17 protein-coding genes are annotated in these 20491 nt (G+C 71.3%); 12 read left to right on the top strand and 5 right to left on the bottom strand.

All coding sequences use genetic code 11. The annotated features are described in order from the left end of the window. Positions 1-164: 164 nt before the first annotated feature. Positions 165-890: a dienelactone hydrolase family protein gene (locus ACWCPN_RS31440; protein ID WP_451213091.1), complete on the bottom strand. Its 726-nt coding sequence runs from the start codon at positions 888-890 to the stop codon at positions 165-167. 125 nt (positions 891-1015) lie between these two features. Between ACWCPN_RS31440 and ACWCPN_RS31435 the strand changes: the two genes are divergently transcribed. The 8 genes from ACWCPN_RS31435 (at position 1016) to ACWCPN_RS31400 (ending at position 9854) form a co-directional block, all read left to right on the top strand. Beyond that, the gene (locus ACWCPN_RS31435; protein ID WP_451213088.1) at positions 1016-1807 is read left to right on the top strand and encodes a DUF4037 domain-containing protein; all 792 of its coding nucleotides are present in this window, start codon (positions 1016-1018) and stop codon (positions 1805-1807) included. 187 nt (positions 1808-1994) lie between these two features. Continuing rightward, positions 1995-3017 carry a LacI family DNA-binding transcriptional regulator gene (locus tag ACWCPN_RS31430; protein WP_451213085.1) on the top strand — a complete coding sequence of 341 codons (1023 nt, stop codon included), beginning with the start codon at positions 1995-1997 and terminating at the stop codon, positions 3015-3017. 301 nt (positions 3018-3318) lie between these two features. Beyond that, complete coding sequence (locus ACWCPN_RS31425; protein WP_451213082.1) at positions 3319-4449, top strand: GH12 family glycosyl hydrolase domain-containing protein; 1131 nt, start codon at positions 3319-3321, stop codon at positions 4447-4449. 1007 nt (positions 4450-5456) lie between these two features. After that, on the top strand, positions 5457-6608 hold the full coding sequence (locus tag ACWCPN_RS31420) for a globin domain-containing protein (protein ID WP_451213079.1): 1152 nt from the start codon (positions 5457-5459) through the stop codon (positions 6606-6608). Continuing rightward, complete coding sequence (locus tag ACWCPN_RS31415; protein WP_392403901.1) at positions 6605-7270, top strand: pyridoxamine 5'-phosphate oxidase family protein; 666 nt, start codon at positions 6605-6607, stop codon at positions 7268-7270. The genes ACWCPN_RS31420 and ACWCPN_RS31415 overlap by 4 nt, the downstream gene beginning before the upstream one ends. Positions 7271-7803: 533 nt before the next feature. Next, a complete protein-coding gene (locus tag ACWCPN_RS31410; protein ID WP_451213075.1) occupies positions 7804-8082 on the top strand; it encodes a hypothetical protein in 279 nt (92 codons plus the stop codon). 388 nt (positions 8083-8470) lie between these two features. After that, positions 8471-9187, top strand: a complete 717-nt coding sequence (locus ACWCPN_RS31405) for an SDR family oxidoreductase (RefSeq protein WP_451213072.1) — start codon at positions 8471-8473, stop codon at positions 9185-9187. Positions 9188-9236: 49 nt separating this feature from the next. Then, the gene (locus tag ACWCPN_RS31400; protein ID WP_451213069.1) at positions 9237-9854 is read left to right on the top strand and encodes a VOC family protein; all 618 of its coding nucleotides are present in this window, start codon (positions 9237-9239) and stop codon (positions 9852-9854) included. A 72-nt stretch (positions 9855-9926) separates the two neighbouring features. On the opposite strand, the gene ACWCPN_RS31395 is transcribed toward ACWCPN_RS31400, so the two are convergent. Together ACWCPN_RS31395 and ACWCPN_RS31390 are read right to left on the bottom strand one after the other, a co-directional pair. Then, positions 9927-10223 carry a protealysin inhibitor emfourin gene (locus ACWCPN_RS31395; protein WP_451213066.1) on the bottom strand — a complete coding sequence of 99 codons (297 nt, stop codon included), beginning with the start codon at positions 10221-10223 and terminating at the stop codon, positions 9927-9929. 2 nt (positions 10224-10225) lie between these two features. Beyond that, complete coding sequence (locus ACWCPN_RS31390; protein ID WP_451213063.1) at positions 10226-11437, bottom strand: M4 family metallopeptidase; 1212 nt, start codon at positions 11435-11437, stop codon at positions 10226-10228. A 460-nt stretch (positions 11438-11897) separates the two neighbouring features. On the opposite strand from ACWCPN_RS31390, the gene ACWCPN_RS31385 reads away from it, so the two are divergent. The 4 genes from ACWCPN_RS31385 to ACWCPN_RS31370 all read left to right on the top strand — a co-directional run bounded on the left by ACWCPN_RS31385 (position 11898) and on the right by ACWCPN_RS31370 (position 18197). Then, positions 11898-12311: a hypothetical protein gene (locus tag ACWCPN_RS31385; protein WP_199209185.1), complete on the top strand. Its 414-nt coding sequence runs from the start codon at positions 11898-11900 to the stop codon at positions 12309-12311. After that, positions 12308-14218: a GMC family oxidoreductase gene (locus ACWCPN_RS31380; RefSeq protein WP_451213060.1), complete on the top strand. Its 1911-nt coding sequence runs from the start codon at positions 12308-12310 to the stop codon at positions 14216-14218. Before ACWCPN_RS31385 ends, ACWCPN_RS31380 begins: the two co-directional genes overlap by 4 nt. Before the next feature lie 72 nt (positions 14219-14290). Then, entirely contained in the window at positions 14291-16144 is a 1854-nt protein-coding gene (locus ACWCPN_RS31375) for a peroxidase family protein (RefSeq protein WP_451213057.1), read from the top strand. A 1-nt stretch (position 16145) separates the two neighbouring features. Continuing rightward, the gene (locus tag ACWCPN_RS31370; protein WP_451213054.1) at positions 16146-18197 is read left to right on the top strand and encodes a trypsin-like serine peptidase; all 2052 of its coding nucleotides are present in this window, start codon (positions 16146-16148) and stop codon (positions 18195-18197) included. Between the two features lie 28 nt (positions 18198-18225). On the opposite strand, the gene ACWCPN_RS31365 is transcribed toward ACWCPN_RS31370, so the two are convergent. Both ACWCPN_RS31365 and ACWCPN_RS31360 read right to left on the bottom strand, forming a co-directional pair. Continuing rightward, the gene (locus tag ACWCPN_RS31365; RefSeq protein WP_451213051.1) at positions 18226-18828 is read right to left on the bottom strand and encodes a glycoside hydrolase family 25 protein; all 603 of its coding nucleotides are present in this window, start codon (positions 18826-18828) and stop codon (positions 18226-18228) included. A 458-nt stretch (positions 18829-19286) separates the two neighbouring features. Beyond that, positions 19287-20435 carry an acyltransferase family protein gene (locus ACWCPN_RS31360; RefSeq protein ID WP_451213048.1) on the bottom strand — a complete coding sequence of 383 codons (1149 nt, stop codon included), beginning with the start codon at positions 20433-20435 and terminating at the stop codon, positions 19287-19289. Positions 20436-20491 lie beyond the last annotated feature (56 nt).

Genomic DNA, 20491 nt, shown 5'->3' with positions numbered 1-20491 from the left:
GCCGAGCGGACGTCTCGGGCGGGCCAAGCCGCGGCCGGCCCAGGGCGCGTCCGCTCGCCGGGCAGCCGTCCGGGGTCCCGGACGCGCCAGGGGTCCGGCAACAGCCTCCAGCGCGTCCACGATCCGCGACCGCCAGGTCCACCGCCGGTCGACCGGCCCTTGCATCACTCCGTTACGGGCATGCACTCGGCGAGCAGGTCGGTGACGTCACGCCAGGCTCGCCGCGCATGCTGCGGGTGGTAGCCGACGCCGGGGCGTACGGGATGGTCGACGGGCGGGTGGTGGAAGGCGTGCAAGGCGCCGCCGTAGACCACGAGGCGCCAGTCGACGCCCGCGGCCCGCATCTCGGCGGTGAACGCCTCCCGTTGTGCGGGCGGCATGATCGGGTCTTCGGACCCGACCCCGGCCCACACCGGGCAGCGGATGCGCGCCGTCTCCTCCGGTCGGCCCGTGGTCAGGGCGTTGACCGTCGCGATCGCGCGCAGGTCCACGCCGTCGCGCCCGAGTTCCAGGCCGATGGCGCCCCCGGTGCCGTAGCCGATGGCGGCGACGCGGCCGGGGTCGGTACGCGGCTCGGCGCGCAGCACGTCCAGGGCCGCGTGGCCGAGGCGCCGCATCCGCCGGGGGTCGGCGAGAAGCGGCATGCAACGAGCCAGCATGTCCTCGGGATCACTCAGGTAGCGTCCACCGTGGAGGTCGAAGGCCAGCACCACGTATCCCCGTTCGGCCAGCGCATCGGCCCGGGCGCGCTCGACGTCGCCGAGTCCCGGCCCCTCCGGTCCGAGCAGTACCGCGGGCCGGCGGTCGGTGCCGGCCGGGAGGGCGAGGTGCCCGATCATCGTCAGGCCGTCGGCCGGGTACTCGACCTTGCGCCGTGTCACCGTCGTCATGCGACTGGACTGTAGTGAACGACGAACTGGGACAGGCCGGCATTCTCCGGTCGGCAGAACAGGTCGGACGGGCCCTCGCGGTGCGCGACTGCGAGACTGGCTCCGTGCAGGCGATCATCGAGGGTATGGCCGGCCGTCTGGCCGAGGTGCCGGGCGTGGTCGGAGTCATGCTCGGCGGCAGCCGGGCACGGGGAGAGCACCGGCCCGACTCGGACTGGGACCTCGGCGTCTACTACCGCGGCGAACTCGATCTTGCCGCGTTGCGCGTGCTGGCGGGCCCCGATGTGGAGGTGGCCGGCCCGGGCGAGTGGGGGCCCTGGGTGAACGGTGGTGCCTGGCTCCGCGTCGACGGCGTGGCGGTGGACTGGATCCTGCGGGACCTGGACCGGGTCGGGCAGGTGTGGGCGGACTGCCGGGCCGGCCGGTACGAAGTGGGCGTGCAGCCGGGGCATCCGCTCGGCTTCTGGTCACCGTGTTACGCGGGCGAGGTGGCGCTCGGTCGGGTACTGGCCGACCCTTCCGGCGAGTTGACGGACCTTCGGCGCCGGACCGCGGACTATCCGGAGCCGTTGCGCGAGGCGCTGGTGGCGGGAGCCTGGGAAGCGGAGTTCCTGACCGGTCTCGCGGGAAAGGGCGTGGCCCGGGCGGACGTCCTCTACGTCTCGCTCTGCCTGTCCCGGGCCGTAGGCGTGCTGGTGCAGGCGGTGTTCGCCGCGGAACGGCGATGGTGCCTCAATGAGAAGGGCGCGCTGGCCGTCGCCGAGGGACTGCCCGTGGCACCGACCGGTTTCGGCCCGCGAGTCCGCCGACTGCTGGGGGCTCCGGGCGAGACGGCCGAGTCGTTGGCGGTGACGGTGGTCGAGGCGCGGGCTCTGGTGGAGGACACTCTCGCCGCGCTGCGGAACCGCACCGAGTGACGACAGCCGTCCTGAGTACCGGAAATCGCATGCGCCGCCGGTGCGGTGCGGGACACCGGGACCCACCGGGTTCACCAGCCCGGACAACCGCTCCTGCCGGCACGGCGATGCGGGAATCCGGAGCCGCCGGAAGACCTGTGCCCGTGTCGCCGGCGCCGTAGTATCGGTGATCTCTGGGGAGGTGGTCATGGGCAGGCGGCAGCCGGGCGCTCCGACACTCGAGGAGGTGGCCGCCCGCGCCGGGGTGGGCCGGGGCACCGTCTCCCGGGTCGTCAACAACGCGGCGGGCGTCAAGGAGTCGACGCGGCGAGCGGTGAAGCGAGCCATCGCGGAACTGGGGTACGTGCCCAACCTTGCGGCGCGTTCGCTCGCCGGGCAGCGGGCCGACGCCGTCGCGCTCGTGATGACGGAGCCCAGGTGGCGGCAGTTCGCCGAGCCCTTCTTCTCCGAGATCGTCCACGCGATCGGCGACGCGCTGGCGGGCACCGGGCCGCAGCTGCTGCTGACCCTGGTCCGCTCGGACGCGGAGCGGCAGCGCTTCCTCGAGTACGCGCGCGGCGGGCGGGTCGACGGCGTCCTGCTGATGTCCGTCCACGCCGACGATCCGCTGCCCGACATGCTCGCCGAGGCCCGGATGCCGACGGTGCTGATGGGACGCCGCTCGAGCGAGGAGCGGGTCAGCTACGTCGACGCGGACAACGCGGGCGGGGCCCGCGCCGCGGTCGCCCACCTGCTGGCCGCCGGACGGCGGACGATCGCCACGATCACCGGGCCGCTCGACATGTACGTCGCCCAGTGCCGGCTGCGCGGCTACCGGGAGGCCCTCGCGCTGGGCGGGCTGGAAGCCCGGCCGTCGTGGGTCGGCGAGGGCGACTTCACCGAGGAGGGCGGCCACCGGGCCATGGCCCGGCTCCTCGAACGGCATCCGGAGATCGACGGTGTCCTCGCGGCTTCGGACACCACGGCCGAAGGCGCCCTGGCGGCGCTGCGGGCGGCGGGCCGCCGGGTGCCGGAGGACGTCGCCGTCGTGGGTTTCGACGACTTCCCGCTCGCCGAGCGGACCGATCCGCGCCTGACGACGGTGCGTCAGCCGCTCGAGGAGATCGGCCGGACCATGGTCCGTCTCCTCCTGCAGGAGATCGAGGAGCCGTCCGTGGCGTGGCGCCACGTCATCCTCCGGACCGAACTGGTGTTGCGCGACTCCGCCTGAGCGACGCCGCCGGCCGGGACGACGGCGGGAACCCGCGTGCTGCGGCGCGGTGCCGTGCCCCAGAACGGTTCGGGAGCGCTCCCAGTCCAGCGGCGGCCTGGTCGCCGCATCCGCCCCACCCGGCCGACCTGCACCTTCGAAAGAGTTTCGACGGGATCCCGCGCACTGCCTTGTCAGGGCCACGACGCTCTCCTACAGTCCCCGAAAACGGAGGCGATGGGAGCGCTCCCAATCCAACCCCGGATCCAGGTCCGGTTCGGGCGCTCCCGCTATCTCTCCCCACCCCTCCGAGAGGACCCGCATGCGAACCTCACGGCACCCCCTCACCAGCAGGACACACGCCCTGTTAGGCACACTGCTCGCCTCGCTCGCCACCCTGGCGGCGCTGCTCGGCACCGCCCCGGCGGCCCACGCAGACACCTCCATCTGCGACGCGTTCGGAACGACCACGATCCAGGGCCGCTACGTCGTCCAGAACAACCGCTGGGGAACCAGCCAGACCCAGTGCATCACCGCGACCGACTCCGGGTTCAGGATCACCCAGGCCGACGGCTCGGTCCCGACGAACGGCGCGCCGAAGTCCTACCCCTCCCTCTACAACGGCTGCCACTACACCAAATGCTCGCCGGGCACCCGCCTCCCGGCGCAGCTCAGCGCCATATCCAGCGCACCGACCGGCATCTCCTACAGCTACGTGAGCGACGCGGCGTACGACGCCGCGTACGACATCTGGCTCGACCCCACACCTCGCACCGACGGGGTCAACCGGACCGAGATCATGATCTGGTTCAACAGGGTGGGTTCCGTCCAGCCCGTCGGCTCGCAGGTGGGTGCCGCGACCGTGGCCGGACGCCAGTGGCAGGTGTGGTCCGGCAACAACGGCTCCAACGACGTCCTGTCCTTCGTCGCCCCGTCGGCGATCGCCAGTTGGAACTTCGACGTCATGGACTTCGCCCGGCAGGCCGTCTCCCGGGGGCTGGCACAGAACAACTGGTACCTGACCAGCGTTCAGGCGGGCTTCGAGCCCTGGCAGAACGGCACCGGCCTTGCGGTCACCTCCTTCTCCTCCACCGTCAACACCGGCGGCGGGGACACCGGGAACCCCGGGACCCCCGCGGGCTGCACCGTGTCGTACGCGACGAACGTGTGGCAGGGCGGGTTCACCGCCGACATCACCCTCACCAACGCCGGCTCCTCCCCCGTCGACGACTGGAGGCTGGGGTTCACGCTGCCGTCCGGGCAGCAGATCACCGGCGTCTGGAACGCGAGTCTGACCCCGTCGTCCGGAACGGTCACGGCGAGCGGTGTCGCCTACAACGCGCAGATACCGGCCGGCGGCAAGGTCTCCTTCGGCTTCCAGGGGACGTACGGCGGCACCTTCGCCAAGCCCGCGGCCTTCAGCCTCAACGGGACGGCCTGCGGCACCGCGTGACCCACCCCGTGCGGCCGTTCGCGCGCCGCACGGAGGGTCCCCCACCTCCGGTAGGGCGCACCCCGGACGGGGTCGCACACCCGGGGCCCGCCCCGCTCGGTCAGCACGGCCGGGCGGGCCCCGGCATTTCCCGCACCACGGTGCCGGACGGCTCGTCGCCGGCACCGTGGACCCCGGGGCGGCGTCGCCACCCGGGGGACCGATGTCTTCGGGCCGTCTCGGAGAATCTATGGCACGACCAAGCGTGATAACTCCCGATGAGTACCCCCATCGATTCCGTCGGCGCTCTCTCCTGGGTCTTTCGCCGACGTCTTCGGGCGTTAGGGTGACGGGCGCCTGACGGTTGCGCGTCCCAGGCGGCCGGGCTCTCGGCGTAGGTATCCGCTCACGCGTGGGCGGGGCTCTCGGCGGTTCCGGTCCAGCGTCCGACGATGACGTCGTCACGCTCCTGTTGAGGGTGTCGGCGTGGAGAGAAGAAGGTACGTGAGTCCCATGTACAGCGCTCGCCTGCGAACCGGCGTCGCGCCTGTCGCAGCCACGTCGCGCCACGGCGACGCCCATGCCGGAAGCCACCCCGCGACACCAGCGGCCGGGCGCGCGGCTGTCATCCCCTCCCCCGCCCCGGCCCTCGGACGGACGTCTCCGGCCCGAACCCCGTCGGGCCGACGTCGCCCGGCCCCGGGCAGCACCCGAAGAAGGTGCCGCGACTCACAGGAATCGGACGTCCTGACCGCCGGGCGGCGGCACGCGGGCGACACGGTTGGACTGGGCCGACTCGTGGAAGAAGTGTCCTGCCTTCACGTCTGTGCGGCTTCAGTGACGAATCATGCCTGGGATCGGCGATGACGGGCAGGTTCGAGTCCATGCAACTCACCTCGCACGCCGACAGAGCCACCGGGCCGGCGGACGCATGGAGCAGGGCCGCCGCGGCCCGCCCGGCTCCGCCTTCCATGCCCGGTCACACAGCAGCAGCCCAGCCCCCTGTCAGTGCTGAGGACATCGCGCTCGTGCGGGCCAGCCTCGACGTCGTCAGTCCTCACGTCGCCGAGCTGGCCGCCCACTTCTACAGCATCCTGTTCGCGCGTTACCCGCAGGTCAGGGATTTGTTTCCGGCGGATCTCGATGTCCAGCGGGAACGTCTGGTGCGCGCCCTGCTGCGCATCGTGGAACTGGTCGACGACCCGGCCAACCTCGTGGCGTTCTGCTCCCGTCTGGGACGCGGCCACCGCAAGTTCGGCACGCAGAGCGCCCACTACCCCGCGGTCGGCGAATGCCTGCTGCAGGCGCTCGCCCACTTCGCGGGCCCGGCCTGGAGTCCGGCGCTGGCGGGGGCGTGGCAGCGTGCCTACACCGCTGCCGCGGACGTGATGGTCCGGGCCGCGGAGGACGACGCCCGTGAGCGGCCGGCCGTGTGGGACGCGCACATCGTCGGGCACGTGCACCGCGGACACGGAATCGCCGAGATAACCGTCCAGCCACAGCTGCCGTATCCGTTCGTGGCGGGCCAGTACGTGACGGTCGAAACACCGTGGGTGCCCAGACAGTGGCGGCAGTACTCCCCCGCGCACGCCCCACGGCCCGACTCCCGGCTGACCTTCCATGTGCGTGCCGTATCGGGAGGGAAGGTCAGCAACGCGCTCGTGCACCACGCCCGTCTGGGAGACCCCGTCCGGCTCGGGCCGCCGGAAGGCGACATGGTCCTGCGTCATACCCCCCAGCGGGACCTGCTCTTCGTGGCCGGCGGGACCGGACTCGCCCCGATCCGCGCCCTCATCGAGGAGGCGGCCCGGGACGGCATCGGTGACGCGCGGGAAGTCAGCCTGTTCATCGGCGCCAGAACGGCGGACGAACTGTACGGGCTCGATGACATGCTGCGCATGTCCCAGCGCTACCACTGGCTCCGCGTCCGGGCAGCGGTGTCCCACGAGCGCATCGCGGGGCTGGAGGGCACGCTGCCCGAGGTGCTGGCGGAGTTCGGCCCCTGGTACCGGCACGAGGCGTACCTGTGCGGCCCGCCGCAGATGCTGGGCGAGGCCGTGCAGGCCCTGCGGCGTCACGGTGTCCCGCCTCGCCACATCCACTACGACCCCTGGGACACCCCCGTGCTGACCGCCCCGCTGGGGCCGCCCCCGTCCGACGAGGAGACCGACCAGCTGTGAACGCCCCCGAGACGACCGGCTCCTTCGGCGAACGAATGCTGCAGCAGCAGCTCGGCACCACCGACCGGGCGGCCGTCTTCTACGACCGTCAGGTGCACGACTACCTGACGCCCGCCATGAGGGAGTTCATAGCCCGGCAGAGCATGGTCTTCCTGTCGACCGCCGACTCCCTGGGAGCATGCGACGCCAGCTTCCGCGCCGGGCCGCCGGGTTTCTGCGTCTCCCTCGACGACCGCTCTCTGACCTACCCCGAGTACCGGGGCAACGGCGTCCTGGCCAGCGCGGGCAACATGACCGAGAACCCCCACCTCGGCATGCTGTTCATGGACTTCACCCATGACCACATAGGGCTGCACGTGAACGGCACGGTCCGGCTGTACACGGACCACGAACTCCGGGCCTCGTACCCGCACCTGCCGACGGACACCGCGCCAGGTCGCCAGCCGCACCTGTGGGTGCACGTCACCGTCGACGAGGCCTACGTCCACTGCTCCAAGCACATTCCCCACCTGGAGCCGGCCCCCCGCCCCCGCTCGACGACGGACCGGAACCGTCCCAAGGACAACGCGTACTTCCCGGAGCCCTCCCCCGCCCACCAGGCCGCGGCCGACTCCGGAACCGACCGTACCTCGTGGCGGGACCGCCTGCGGATCCGCCGCTGACCCCGTCCCGCCGGTCCGGCGACACCTCGGTCCCGGAAAACCCACGTCACACCCGCTGGGTCTGGTCTGTTCGAGGTGCGGTGTCCCGACCGGCGCGGTGGCCCGTGAGTGTTCTCCCGGGTACGGGCGACGGGCGAGCGGCACGGGCCAGGTCGTGTCGGAGGCGGCTGGCACGATGCTCCGCATGGATCTCGTACACCCGCTCGACGGCCTGGACGCCCGCCCCTGGGCCTCCTCCTCCCACGCGTACGGCAGTGCGGCGGATCTCCCGGAGCTGCTGCGGGCGCTGACCGGCGACGACGCCGACGAGGCGGAGGAGGCGCTGTCGGAGCTCTACGGCAGCGTTCTGCACCAGGGCACCGTCTACGCCGCCAGTGTGGAGGCGGTGCCCTTCCTCGCCAGGATCGCGGCGGCCGGCCATCAGCGCCGTCCGGGACCTCCTCGGCCCCGCGGCCCGGCTGCTCGCCACCCGTCTGCGGGCCGCACTCGACGATCCGGCTCAGGCACCGGCCGCGGTGGAGGCGCTCACAGCCGTGGCGGAACCCGACGCGCGAGAGCGCACCGCGCTCGCCGCAGCGGCCCTGCGGTCCGCCGAAGTGGACGCCGATCCGTCGGGCGCCTGCGACGCGCTGGAAGCCCTCGGCGCCGACGCGATGACCGGCGACCATCTCCGCCGCCTCGCCGTTCTCGCCGAGGGCGACGCGCGGATCGTGCGCTCCGGAATCGAGGACCACGTCATTCACCAGGACAACGTCTTCCGAGAACGCGCTCGGGCGCTCCTCACCACCTTCAGGGGTGCCTCAACTCCCTGACGGGTCGCCCTCCTCGGCCGCTCGGACATCAGCGGCCGGCGGCCGCGCCCGGGAGCGTCGGCCCGGATGCGTCCCGGCGGGACGAGTGACAGACTGAAACCAGTGTGGACGGCCGTCCGCGGCGAAGGCCCCATGGCCGCCCACTCCCCCTCCTCGCTGTGGTGCATCCCCCAGCGATCGATCCGTTCGCTGACCCGTCGGGAACCAACCGGCCTCCGAACCGTGGGATCCGCCGGACGCGACGGCTCTTCTGAGGGTCAGCCACTCACAGCCCGGGAGACACGAGGATGACCATGTGCGGCGTGCGCGGGGAGGTACGGGAGCCGCGATGTCATGGCGGTGACCCGCTGTGAGTGCCGCCGGAGAGGCCCGTCCGGTGGGTGGGGGCATGGCCGGACGAACGGTCGTGGTGGTGGGAGGCAGCGCGGGAATCGGTCTGGAGACCGCCCGGCAGGTGCGTGCGGCCGGGGGCGATGTGGTGCTCGCGGCGCGGAACGCCGACCGCCTGGAGCGGCCGGCGGCGGAGTTGAGTCCCCTGAGCACGGCCGCGTTCGACGCCCTGGACGCCGACCGGCTGGAGCGGTTCCTGCGTGACCTGCCGGGGCAGGTCGACCATGTGCTGGTCACGGCGGGCAACCCGACCTACACCCCCCTGGACGATCTCGATCTGACCGACGCCGGACGTGACTTCGGTGGACGTATCGCGATGATGCTGGCGGCGGGACGGGCCGGCCGGGAGAAGGTCAGGGCCGGAGGCACGCTGCTGTTCATCGGTGGCACCGGCGGCCGGCGGCCCGCGGCCGGGATGGCCGTGACGGGCGCGCTCACCGCGGCGCTGCCGGCGCTCACCGCCAACCTGGCGCTGGAAGTGGCCCCGGTCCGGGTCAACCTCATCGCGGCCGGGTTCGTGGACACACCGCTGTCGGCCTCCCTCCTCGGTGACCAGCTCGAAGCACGCCGGGAGGAACTGCGGAAGACCCTGCCCATCGGCCGGGTCGTCGGCCCGGCGGATGTCGCGGCCCTGGCCCTGCACATCATGGCCAACGGCGCCCTCACCGGCGCCACCTACGACATCGACGGCGGCCAGCAGCTCGTCGCGCACTGATCGTCCGAGCAGCGGCCCAGGGCATGATCTCTGGACGGAGACACAGACGATGGACATGAAACTGGAGGTCGTCGTGGTGCCGGTGTCCGACGTCGACCGGGCCAAGGACTTCTACACGGCGCTCGGCTGGAGACTCGACGCGGACATCGCCCCCGACGCCGGGTTCCGGGTGGTCCAGGTGACCCCTCCGGGGTCACCCGCATCGGTCATCTTCGGCACGTCCGTCACGGAGCAGGCGCCGGGCTCGGCGCAGGGCCTGCACCTCGTGGTCGACGACATCGAGGCCGCCCGCGACGAGCTGACGCGGCGTGGTGCCGACCCGAGCGAGGTGTTCCACGACGCCGGCGGCGTGTTCCACCACGCCGGCGGCGACGCACGGGTGCCGGGGCCCGACCCGGAACGCGGCAGCTACGGCTCCTTCCTGTCGTTCACCGACCCGGACGGCAACGGCTGGCTCCTGCAGGAGATCACCACTCGGCTCCCGGGCCGACTGGACCCCGCCACCACCACGTTCGCTTCGGCCGAGGACCTGGCGAGCGCCCTCCGCCGCGCCGCGGCGGCCCACGGCGAACACGAGGCACGCATCGGCGCGGAGGACCCCGACTGGCCGGACTGGTACGCGCGGCACATGGTGAGCGAGCAGGCCGGAACCGAACCACCGTCATAGGCCGACCACACGCTTCGGGACACCGGATCTCGCACCTGGTGGAGGATCTGCTCTTCGACGAGGGCTGAGCAGTCACTGCTGCGCGCAGTGCTTCCTGAGCCAGGTGAGCAGGGCCGCGAAAGCGGGGGTCATGGCGGCGTCCGACTGTTCGAGCACCGTCACGTGGTCGCCGGACTCCGCGGTGATCGTGTAGCTCATCGCATCCGGGGCGGGGTCGGCCCGCTCCTCCTGGGGCGTAGCGGCGGCTTCCGTCAGCAGCCGGGCCAGTTCGGCCGTGGCGGTCTCGGACAGGGCGTCGGTGTCCAGGACCTCGGGCGGGCGGTGAAGGTTCGTCACCGCCGCCAGCCCGCCGTAGGTCTCCAGTCTCATCCTCACCTGGTCCCCCTGAACGCGGCCATCTCCTTGGCCAGTTCCGTGATCTTGTCGTTCAGTGCACCGATCTGCCTGGCGAGGGCCGTCATGCCGTCCTCCCGGCCCGCGCCGCCGTGCCCGTCGGCCGTCAGGCTCCGCAGCCGGGCGACTCCGGCCGGGACGCCCGGGACCGGCACCTCGACCTCCTGCCACGCCGACAGCACGGCCGACTGCTCGTGACTGCCGGCGCCGAACAGTTCCCCGGCCTTTTGGAAGGTGGTGCCCGCGAAGTCCTGGAACTGGTCCTGGGAGCTGGACGCCTTGAGCGACTCGTACCAGATGGTTCCGGCCGCCTCCCACGCGAATCCGCCTATGTGCGCGGCCGTCAGGAAGAACGCCCTGTTCGGAATGCCCGAGTTGAAGTGGACTCCGCCGAAGTCCCCTTGCTTGGTGTCGGGCAGGTGGATGAACCTGCTCATCCGGTCGGGCTGGGGGTCCTTTCCGAACCGCGGGTTGTCGAAGGCGTGCCCCGGCTCCTTCATCGACCGCAGGGCGTCGCCGTCGACGCCCGGGGTCCACACGTCGGCCCCGATCAGCCAGTCCGCCTCCTCGGCCGTCTGCTTCAGGGACCACTGCTTGACCAGCGACCCGAAGACGTCCGACATCGACTCGTTCAGGGCACCCGACTGTTTGTGGTACTCGAATTCGGCCGTGTGATCCGTGACTCCGTGCGTCAGCTCGTGGGCGATCACTTCGAGGGATCCGGTGAGGTTTTTGAACCTCTTACCGTCCCCGTCGCCGAAGAGCATCTGCCGGCCGTCCCAGAAGGCATTGTTGACCTGGAAGCCGAAGTGCACGTATCCGTCCAGACGCATTCCCTTGCCGTCCACCGAATCGCGCTGGAACACCTCCTTGTAGAAATCGCGGGTGAGACCGAGCGCGTCGAACGCCCGGTTGACGGACGGGTCCGCGACCTCCTGGCCGTCCTCGGGCCTGGCCAGAACGGCGTCGGAAAGCGTCTCCCCCTGCTCGCAGTCGAAGACGGTGCGCCGGCCGTTTCCGGGGGCGGCCGCGCCGGCGAAGGACGCCCGGACCGCTCGCTCACCCCGCAGCCGCGCGGTGACCAGCAGCGTGTCCAGAGCCGCCTGTCGAACCTCCCTGTCCTCACTGTCCAGGAGTCTGTCGAGAATGTACGGGGGGATGATGCAGTTGATCGGGCGAGTCCTGCTCATGGGGCACCTCCTGCGTGAGAGGACCGACGGCTGATCGTTCGTCGTCACGACCGCGCACCCGTCTGCTCCCGGATCACCGCTGGTCGCGTTCGCTCACCAACGCGGGAGAGTGGCTTTTCGACACGCGAAATGGGCAGTCGCGAACAAACCGCAGATGCCCGCTCATGGGGCAGCAAAGGGGGAAGCGGTGACACCGGCCATCCCCGTCTCCAGCGGCGCTGTCACGCTGACAGCACCAGTTTCCTGCCGTCCGAAGTGGCTGGCAAACGCAACACGAGGACCGAAAAGACAGATTTGGTTGAACGAGACGGTAATTGACATGCCGTCCCCGAGATGCAGCTGAGCAGCCGTTCCCATAGCGTTGCGAGTAAGAGTGCGTCCAGGGTGTTCCTCTCCCTTTTCGTGGGGTTCGGCCGACGGTCCCGTCAGCGCGAGAATCACCACACCCCCAGGAGACATCATGGCCACGGTTCCCCTCTCGGCCCGCCCTCTGCCGGTCTATGTCCTCGCCGGCATCAGACTGTTCAACGGAGCGGCCGGTCTGCTGGCACCGGAGATGCTCATCCGGCGGTTCGACCCCGACCGCGATCCGCCCAGTCCGGCGGCCGTCTACGCCTTCCGCCTCTTCGGCATCCGAACGGTCCTCCTCGGCCTCGACCTGCTGACCCACAGCGGAGACCGGCTGCGCGACGACGTGTGCGAGGGCATCCTGATCCACGGCAGCGACACCGCGACAGCGGCCACGCTCGGCCTCCACGGGCACGTCCCGCCGCGCACGGCGTTCCTGACCACCTTCATCTCGGCCGTGAACACCGCCCTCGCCATCGGCGCCGGCGTCTCACTCGCCAACTCTTCGAAGGACAAGCGGAAGTGAACACGCAGTCCGGGACCACTCCACCCGCCGAGACCGGCTTCGACTACGTCGTCGTCGGGGCCGGTGCGGGTGGCGGGCCGCTCGCGGCCAACCTCGCCGCAGCGGGCATGCGCACCCTCCTCCTCGACGCCGGCGGTGCGGAGGAGAACGACAACTACCTGGTGCCCGCCTTCCACGCCGACGCCTCCGAGGACCCGGTCCAGTGCTGGAACTACTTCGTCCGGCACTACGCCGACGAGCAGCGGCAGCGGCGCGACAGCAAGCTCGTACCGGACCGGGGTGTCCTCTACCCGCGCGCCGGAACGGTCGGCGGGTGCACCGCGCACCACGCGCTGATCACCGTCTACCCCTACAACCGCGACTGGGACGCCATCGCGGAGGAGACCGGTGACACGACCTGGCGGAGCACCTCCATGCGCCGGTACTTCGAGCGTCTGGAACGCTGCACGTACCGTCCCCGGCCCAAGCAGCCGCCCGGCAACCCGCTGCTGGCCGCGCTGCTCCGGGCGCTTCCCCTCGTGTCGGAGCGGTACCGCAACGACGCCCGGCACGGGTTCGACGGCTGGCTGCCCACCTCGCTGGCCGACCCCCGACTGGCCGTGCAGGACGAACAGTTGCTGAAGGTCGTCCTGTCGGCCGCCGAGGACACCCTCGCGGGATTCCTCGGCCGGCCGCTGTCCCCGCTCGAAGGCCTCGGCTCGCTCGTCGACCCCAACGACTGGCGGGTGCAGACCCAGGCGCTCCAGGGGCTGTGGCAGATTCCCGTATCCACCGCCGACGGCCGCCGCAGCGCCGTACGCGAGCGTGTCCAGGCCGTACAGCGGAGCCATCCGGATCGACTGGTGGTCCGGACCCACGCGCTGGCCGCGCGGATCGTGCTGGACGGGGCCAACGCGGCGACCGGCGTGGACTACCTGGACGCGGCGCACGCCTACGGAGCCGATCCCGGTTCGCGGCCGCGGTCCGGTCCACCGGTGCTGCGCCGGGCCGTCGCCTCACGCGAGGTGGTGCTGGCCGCGGGAGCGTTCAACACACCCCAGCTGCTGATGCTTTCGGGCATCGGACCACCCGAGGAGCTGCAGCGCCACGACATCCCGGTGCGGGTCGGTCTGCACGGAGTGGGCGCCAATCTCCAGGACCGGTACGAGGTCGGCGTGGTCAGCCAGACGGACCGTGACTTCCCCGTCATCAAGGACTGCTCCTTCCACGCTCCGCGGCCCGGGAGCGAACCGGACCGCTGCTACTCGGCCTGGCAGCAGGGCAAGGGCCTCTACACCACCAACGGCGCCGTCCTCGGCATCACCCGGAAGTCACGCCCGGACCTGGACGCCCCCGACCTGTTCATCTTCGGCGGCCCCTTCGACTTCCGGGGATACCGGCCGGGCTACTCCCTGGACCTGACCCACCACAAGGACCGCTTCACCTGGGCCATCCTCAAGAGCCGCACCCACAACACCGGAGGCCGGGTCCGGCTGCGCTCCCCCGACCCCCGCGACACCCCACTGGTCAACTTCCACTACTTCACCGAGGGCACGGACACGGAGGGCCTGGACCTCGAAGCGATGGCCGACGCCGTGGAGTTCGTGCGCGGGATGAACCGCAGGGCCGGCTCCGTGATCCTCAAGGAGCTGTGGCCCGGCGAGGACGTCGGCGACCGCGACGCCGTGCGCGGCTTCGTCCAGGACGAGGCCTGGGGCCACCACGCCTCGTGCACCTGCCGGATGGGACGCTCCGACGATCCCTCGGCCGTGGTCGACAGCGCCTTCCGCGTCCGCGGAGTGGACCGCCTGCGGATCGTCGACGCCTCGGTCTTCCCCCGCATACCCGGGTTCTTCGTCGCAGCGCCGATCTACATGATCAGCGAGAAGGCGAGCGACGTGATCCTCGGCGAAGCGGCCCGCGCCTGAACCCGTACGGGCCGCCCTCGCACGAACGCGCTTCACGCGCGAACGAACAGGAGCCACCCAAGGAGTACCGCGATGAGCACGCACCGACGCGCCGCACGACGTTCCCCGGCCGGATACCGCACGTCACTCCCCTGGCGGATCATCACCGGCGGCGCCCAGTACATCGACCGCCGCTTCGGCTGGGACAGACTCCCCGTCGTCGCCGGCCTGCTGACGCTCTTCGGACTGCGGGTCAGGCTTCGGCAGAAGAACCTGTACGACACCGGCGGGCTGCCCTCGGTCAACGGGCCCGAGCCGGCGCCGCCGTCCGCGAACAACCGGGTCAACCGGACCGCCGACGGCAGCCACAACGACCTCGGCGACCCGCGCATGGGCATGGCGGGCACCCGCTTCGGGCGGAACATCCCACTGGCGGACATCGCCCCGGCCGCGCCCGAGGACGTCCTGTCCGCGCCCAGTCCGCGCGAGGTCAGCCGCACCCTGCTCACCCGCCGCGAGCTCATCGCGGCCGAATCCGTGAACTCCCTCGTGTCGGCCTGGCTCCAGTTCATGATCCGCGACTGGTTCAGTCACGGTACGAGCCCCACGGACCGGCCGTGGGAGGTGCCCCTGCTCGACGACGACCCGTGGCCGGAACACCCCATGCGGATCTTCCGGACCCCGGACGACCCGACCCGTGACCCGAAGGCGCCACCCGGCACACCGGACACCCGCGTCAACGTCTCCTCCCACTGGTGGGACGCCTCCCAGATCTACGGCAGGAACGAGATCGAGCAGCACCAGCTGCGCACCGGGCGACTGGGCGCACTGCACCTGTGGGACGACGAGCAGGCCCCCGTTCCCGCGGACCCCTCCCAGGACCCCACACGGGTTCCCGGCTTCTGGCTGGGCCTCGCGATGATGCAGGACCTGTTCACCCGGGAGCACAACGCGATCTGCGACCACCTGCACGGCGCCTACCCCTCCTGGAGCGACGAGGAGCTGTTCCAGCGGGCCCGGCTGGTCAACGCCGCGCTCCTCGCCAAGATCCACACCGTGGAGTGGACCCCGGCCGTGATCAGCCACCCCACCACCGTCAAGGCGCTGCGGGCCAACTGGTGGGGCGTGGCGGGTGAACGCGTCCACAACCTGTTCGGCCGGATCGGTGACAGCGAGGTCGTCAGCGGCATCCCGGGCGGCGAGACCGACCACTACGGCGTCCCCTACGCCCTCACCGAGGAGTTCGTCGCGGTCTACCGGATGCACCCGCTGATCCGCGACGACTGGCACCTGCGCTCCGTCGCCGACGACTCCACCCTGCGGCAGTGCACCCTGCGCGACATCTCGGGCCCGGGAGCACTGAAGTTCCTGGAGACCACGGAGATGGCCGATCTGCTGTACAGCTTCGGCACGCTCCATCCCGGGCTGGTCACGCTGCACAACTTCCCCAACTTCCTGCAGGAGTTCGAGCGGCCCGACGGTCATCTGCAGGATCTCGCGGCGACCGACATCCTGCGCTCCCGGGAGCTGGGGGTGCCCCGGTACAACGAGTTCCGGAGGCTGCTGCGGCTCAAGCCCGCCAAGAGCTTCGAGGAGCTGGCGCACGACCCGGCGTGGGCCGAGCAGATCGAGCGGCTCTACGGCGGAGACATCGAGAAGGTAGACCTCATGGTCGGGCTGTACGCGGAGCGGCTTCCGGCCGGATTCGCCTTCAGCGACACGGCGTTCCGCATCTTCATCCTGATGGCCTCGCGCCGGCTGAACAGCGACCGCTTCTTCACCACGTACTACACCCCCGAGGTCTACTCCAAGGCCGGCATGGCCTGGATCGACGACAACACCATGGTCACCGTCCTGCTGCGCCACCATCCCGAACTGCGTACGGCCCTGTCCGGGCTGGACAACGCCTTCGTGCCGTGGCACAACGCCGTACCGAAGGAAACCTGAGATGGCAGCGGTGGAGAGGCTCCGGCAGGAGCGCGCGCAGCAACTCGTGGCGGCCGCCGAGCGGTACCGGGCAACCGGCGACGAACGCCGGGCCGTGGAGCGGCAGCAGGACGCCGGGGTCGCGTTCCCGGACTCCCGGCAGGCGCTCGCGGCGCGCGCCGCGCGCCTGCTGGAACGGCACGCGGTACCCGCGGCCTTGGCCGTGGAGGCGGTGCGCGCGGAGCCGCTGGCCGCGCCCGACGCCTACGAGCGCATCCTCGGGGTGTCGAAGGATCTGCAGGCGTGGAGTTTCCTGCCGCGCGGTGCCCGGGCGGCGCGCACCGTCGCCCGGATCTCGACCCGGGAGAACGGACGCGAACTGCCGCTAGGCACCGGCTTCCTGGTGTCGCCGAGCCTGCTGATGACCAACCACCACGTGCTTCCGGACGCGGAGACGGCCCGGCAGTGCTTCGTCGAGTTCGACGCCCAGGTCACCGTCGACAACATCCCGCAGCCCGCGACGCGGCTGGAGTTCGCCCCTGACGCGTTCTTCGTGGCCGACGAGCGCCTGGACTACGCCCTGGTGCCGGTGGCCGCCGGGCCGGACGGGCGGCCGCCGGGCGAGGTGTTCGGCTGGAACCGGCTCAGCGTCCAGCCCGGCAAGCTGGTCATCGGCGAGCCGGTCAACGTGATCGGCCACCCGATGGGGCGGCTGAAGGAGATCGCCGTCCGCGACAACATGCTGCAGGTCCGACTCGACGACTTCCTCCAGTACCGGACGGACACCGAGCCCGGCAATTCGGGTTCCCCGGTCTTCAACGACCAGTGGGAGGTGGTCGCCCTCCACCACAGCGGGGTGCCGAAGACCGACGAGCAGGGGCACGTCCTGCGCACGGACGGGCGGGTGTGGCAGCCGGGGGACGGCGACGACGCGGTCGACTGGGTGTCCAACGAGGGGGTCCGGGTCAGCTCCATCCTGCGGCACCTCGCACAGTTGCCGGCCGGCACGCGGTCGGGTCCGCCGGCGGAGATGGGCGTCGAATCGGGGCTGGGGGTGGCGGAGTCCACGGCTCCCGCCCCGGTGCCCGCGACCGCCGTACCGGGGCCGGTCTCGGCGGCGGCGGTCACGCACACGGGCCTGCGCGCCCGGGACGGCGCGTTCGGCGGCGGGCGTCATCTCGTGTTCCTGCACGGTCGATCCCAGGAGCGCAAGGACCCGCGGGACCTGCGCCGCGAGTGGACGGCCGGGCTCAATCAGGGTCTCGTCCGCGCGGGGCTGCCGCCGGTCGATCCGGCCGACGCCTGGTTCCCGTACTACGGCGACCGGCTGGTGGAGGTGCTCGCCGCGCACGAGGCCGTGCCACGGGTCACCGCCTCGGCCGGCCTCTCCCCGGCCGAGGCGGTCGCGCCGGTCTCGCCCACCGCCCGAGCGGTGTACGAGGAGATGATCGGCGAGGCGGCCCGCCGCTGGGACCTCCCCGAGGAGAGGCAGCCCGACCTCGAACGGATCACCGTCGGCGACGTCGTCGGAGGTCTTCACCGTCAACTGGGCTGGCTGGCCGCGAGGAGCGGCCTCGACGCCTGGACGATCGCCCTGGTCCTGCACGACGTCGCGGCGTATCTGGACGACCGGCCGGTCCGGGACGCGGTGCTGGACGGTGTGCTGGACACGCTGCCCGAGGAGGGCGAGATGATCCTCGTCAGCCACAGCCTCGGCACGGTGGTCGGCATGGACCTCACCACACGGCTGTCCCCCGCCCTGCGCACCGTCCACCTGACCACGGTGGGCAGTCCGCTGGGTCTGGACAGCGTGTACACGCGGCTGCTCATCGGCGGGCCCAAGCGCCCCGACGTGGTGACGGACTGGCTCAACGGGTGGTCACCGGCCGACGCGGTGGCCATCGGCTGCCCCCTGGCCGACGAGTGGGCGGGCACGGTGACCGACGTCGCCGTCATCAACGCCCGCGACCGCGCCCACAACATCGCGGAGTACCTCTCCCACCCGGAGGTCGCCGGGGAGATCGGCAGCCGTCTCGGGCTGACCTCGGCCGTCGCCCGTACGGGCGGAGCCTGAGGCCCCGCCCGTTCCGGACCCTGGTCCTTCACGCCCTTGATGCCGCCCGCGAAAGGGTCTTCACGCCGTTGATGCCGCCCGCGAAGGCGACCAGCTCCGCCTTGGAGGCGAAGACGCTCACGTTGGTGTCCAGCGGTTTGTCGGTGTACTGGTGGAACACCCACTTGCTCCGGATGTCCGGCTTGCCCGCGGGCACCCCGTACACGGCGATCCACAGGAAGTCACCCGCGTTGCCGGTGGTGTCCCGGTGGCGCCAGAAGTCCCGGTTGCAGTACAGCCCGATCTTGTGGCTGGAGCCGCGCAGTCGCCTCACCTCGGCGATGAAGGAGTCCTTCTCCGCACAGGTCGCGGCGGTGCCGTCCGGGTTGGTCTCCCAGTCGACGACCAGCATGTCGTAGTCGACGCTGGCGCTGCCCTCCACGAAGTGAGCCGCCTGCTCCTTGACGTGCCCTGGGTGCAGGAAGTGGTAGAAGCCGACGACCAGTCCCGCGGCGCGGGCGTGCGCGGCCTGCTGCTTCTGCCTGGGGTTGACGTACGACCGTCCCTCGGTTCCCTTGATGAACACGAAACCGGTACCGGCGGTGGGGAAGTTCGCGTCCTGGAAGGCGGATACGTCATGGCCTTTGATCATCACGGTCATCCTCCCGATGCGTTGATCCGGAGGGAACACCGCGGGGCGGCCACGCGGACGGCCTCGCGCCTCGTCCGAGGGAGCCGTCAGTGATCCCGGCGTGATCGAGGCCGAAATCCCGCGGCTCCGGCGGTCGCTGACGAGCGGGCAGCGGACCGGTTCCCCGAGCTGCCCGTCCGTGTCGGTGAGCCCGCTCGGGCCTGTTCTCCGCACGGCCACCACCGTGTTCTGCCGGGGTGGCCGTGATGCCGCCGCTCCAGACACCGGGCGTCCACGCGCCGGTCCGGCACGGTGCGGTCCTCCACGGTCTCCTTCCACGATCTGCCGGGCGGGCGCGTCGCGCAACTTGCGGGTGGCGGTCATGGTGGGATGATGCCGCCGCGCCGAGGGCCTCTCGACCCGCTGCCGACAGGCCCGCTCCTGAGGACCGGTCGGCGACGGGCGCACCCCGGGGGACCTCAGGGCGTCACACGGAAGTCTTCTCCAAGTGCCTGCTTGGGCAGGGGAAGAGTGCGCGGCTGCGCGGGCGTGACGGGTGAAGCGGGGGCCGGGGCCAGCAGCCAGCCGACCGGGGGCCGGGTCAGCGGCTGGGCCAGGCGGCGCACGGGCGCCGAGGCGAGGAGCGCCGTGAGCAGGACGCCGCCCAGCAGCAGGGCGATCAGCTCCGGCGTGGTGTCGGCCCGCTCGATCAGGCCCTTCTCCCGCAGCGGCAGGATGACGAGCGGATGCAGCAGGTAGACCGTGAAGCCGCCCGCGCCGAGCGCGGAGACCATTGGCAGCCGTCGCTTCGGCATCAGCCGCAGCAGGCACAGCACGAGCGTCGCCGCCGAGGCCAGGACCGCCAGCCGCACCAGCCAGGCGCCCTCCATGCCCAGCGCGGTGTCGGCCTGGTAGGCGTGGCGCATCGACAGCCAGGTGCCCTGGATGTCCCGGTGCCACCGCCAGGCCGCGAGTCCCGCCGCGACGACTCCGGCGGCCGCCACCGGGAGGCTCCACCGGCTCTCGAACCACTTGCTGAACATGCCCTGCCCGAGCCGCCAGCCGAAGTAGAACAGCGGCATGTACACGAGGGTCCTGCTGGCCGAGAACTGAAGGCCGAACTCCTCCACGTAGCCGACCGCGAGGGCCACCGCCGTGGTCACCGCCAGCGGGTGGCGCAGCTGGGCCACCAGCGGCAGCAGCAGCCTCCAGAAGAACAGCGACATCAGGAACCACAGGGTCCATGGAAGCTGGGTGATGTGCAGGGTGAAGGGCGAGCCGAGGGCGTACGACTCCACCGAGAAGAGCACGCTGAACAGGAGGGCGGGGAGCACGATGCTGCGCAGCAGGGTGCGCAGATGACGCGGGCCGAGTGGCCCGGCACTGCTGAACACCCCGGCCAGTACGACGAAGGCGGGGACTCGGAACGCCCAGGCCGCGACGTGGAAGGCGTGCAGCGCGCCGTAGCGATCCATGATGCTGCCCATGGTGTGCAGGACCACGATCAGTGCGGCGGACACGAACCGGGTGTTGTCCCACCAGGGGTTGCGGGCCGCACTCTCCTCGGTGGCACGGGTGCGGTCGCAGGGGCCGCGGGTCTCGGCGGGTCTCGGCGTCGGGCTGTCCATCGCGGGCGTGTTCTCCTGACAGGACTTCAGCAACAGGAGAGCCCACTTTCGCGATC

Source organism: Streptomyces sp. NPDC002386, assembly GCF_053593175.1.
The sequence above is the reverse complement of the archived record's forward strand: the minus strand, read 5'-3'. Positions and strand labels throughout refer to the sequence as shown.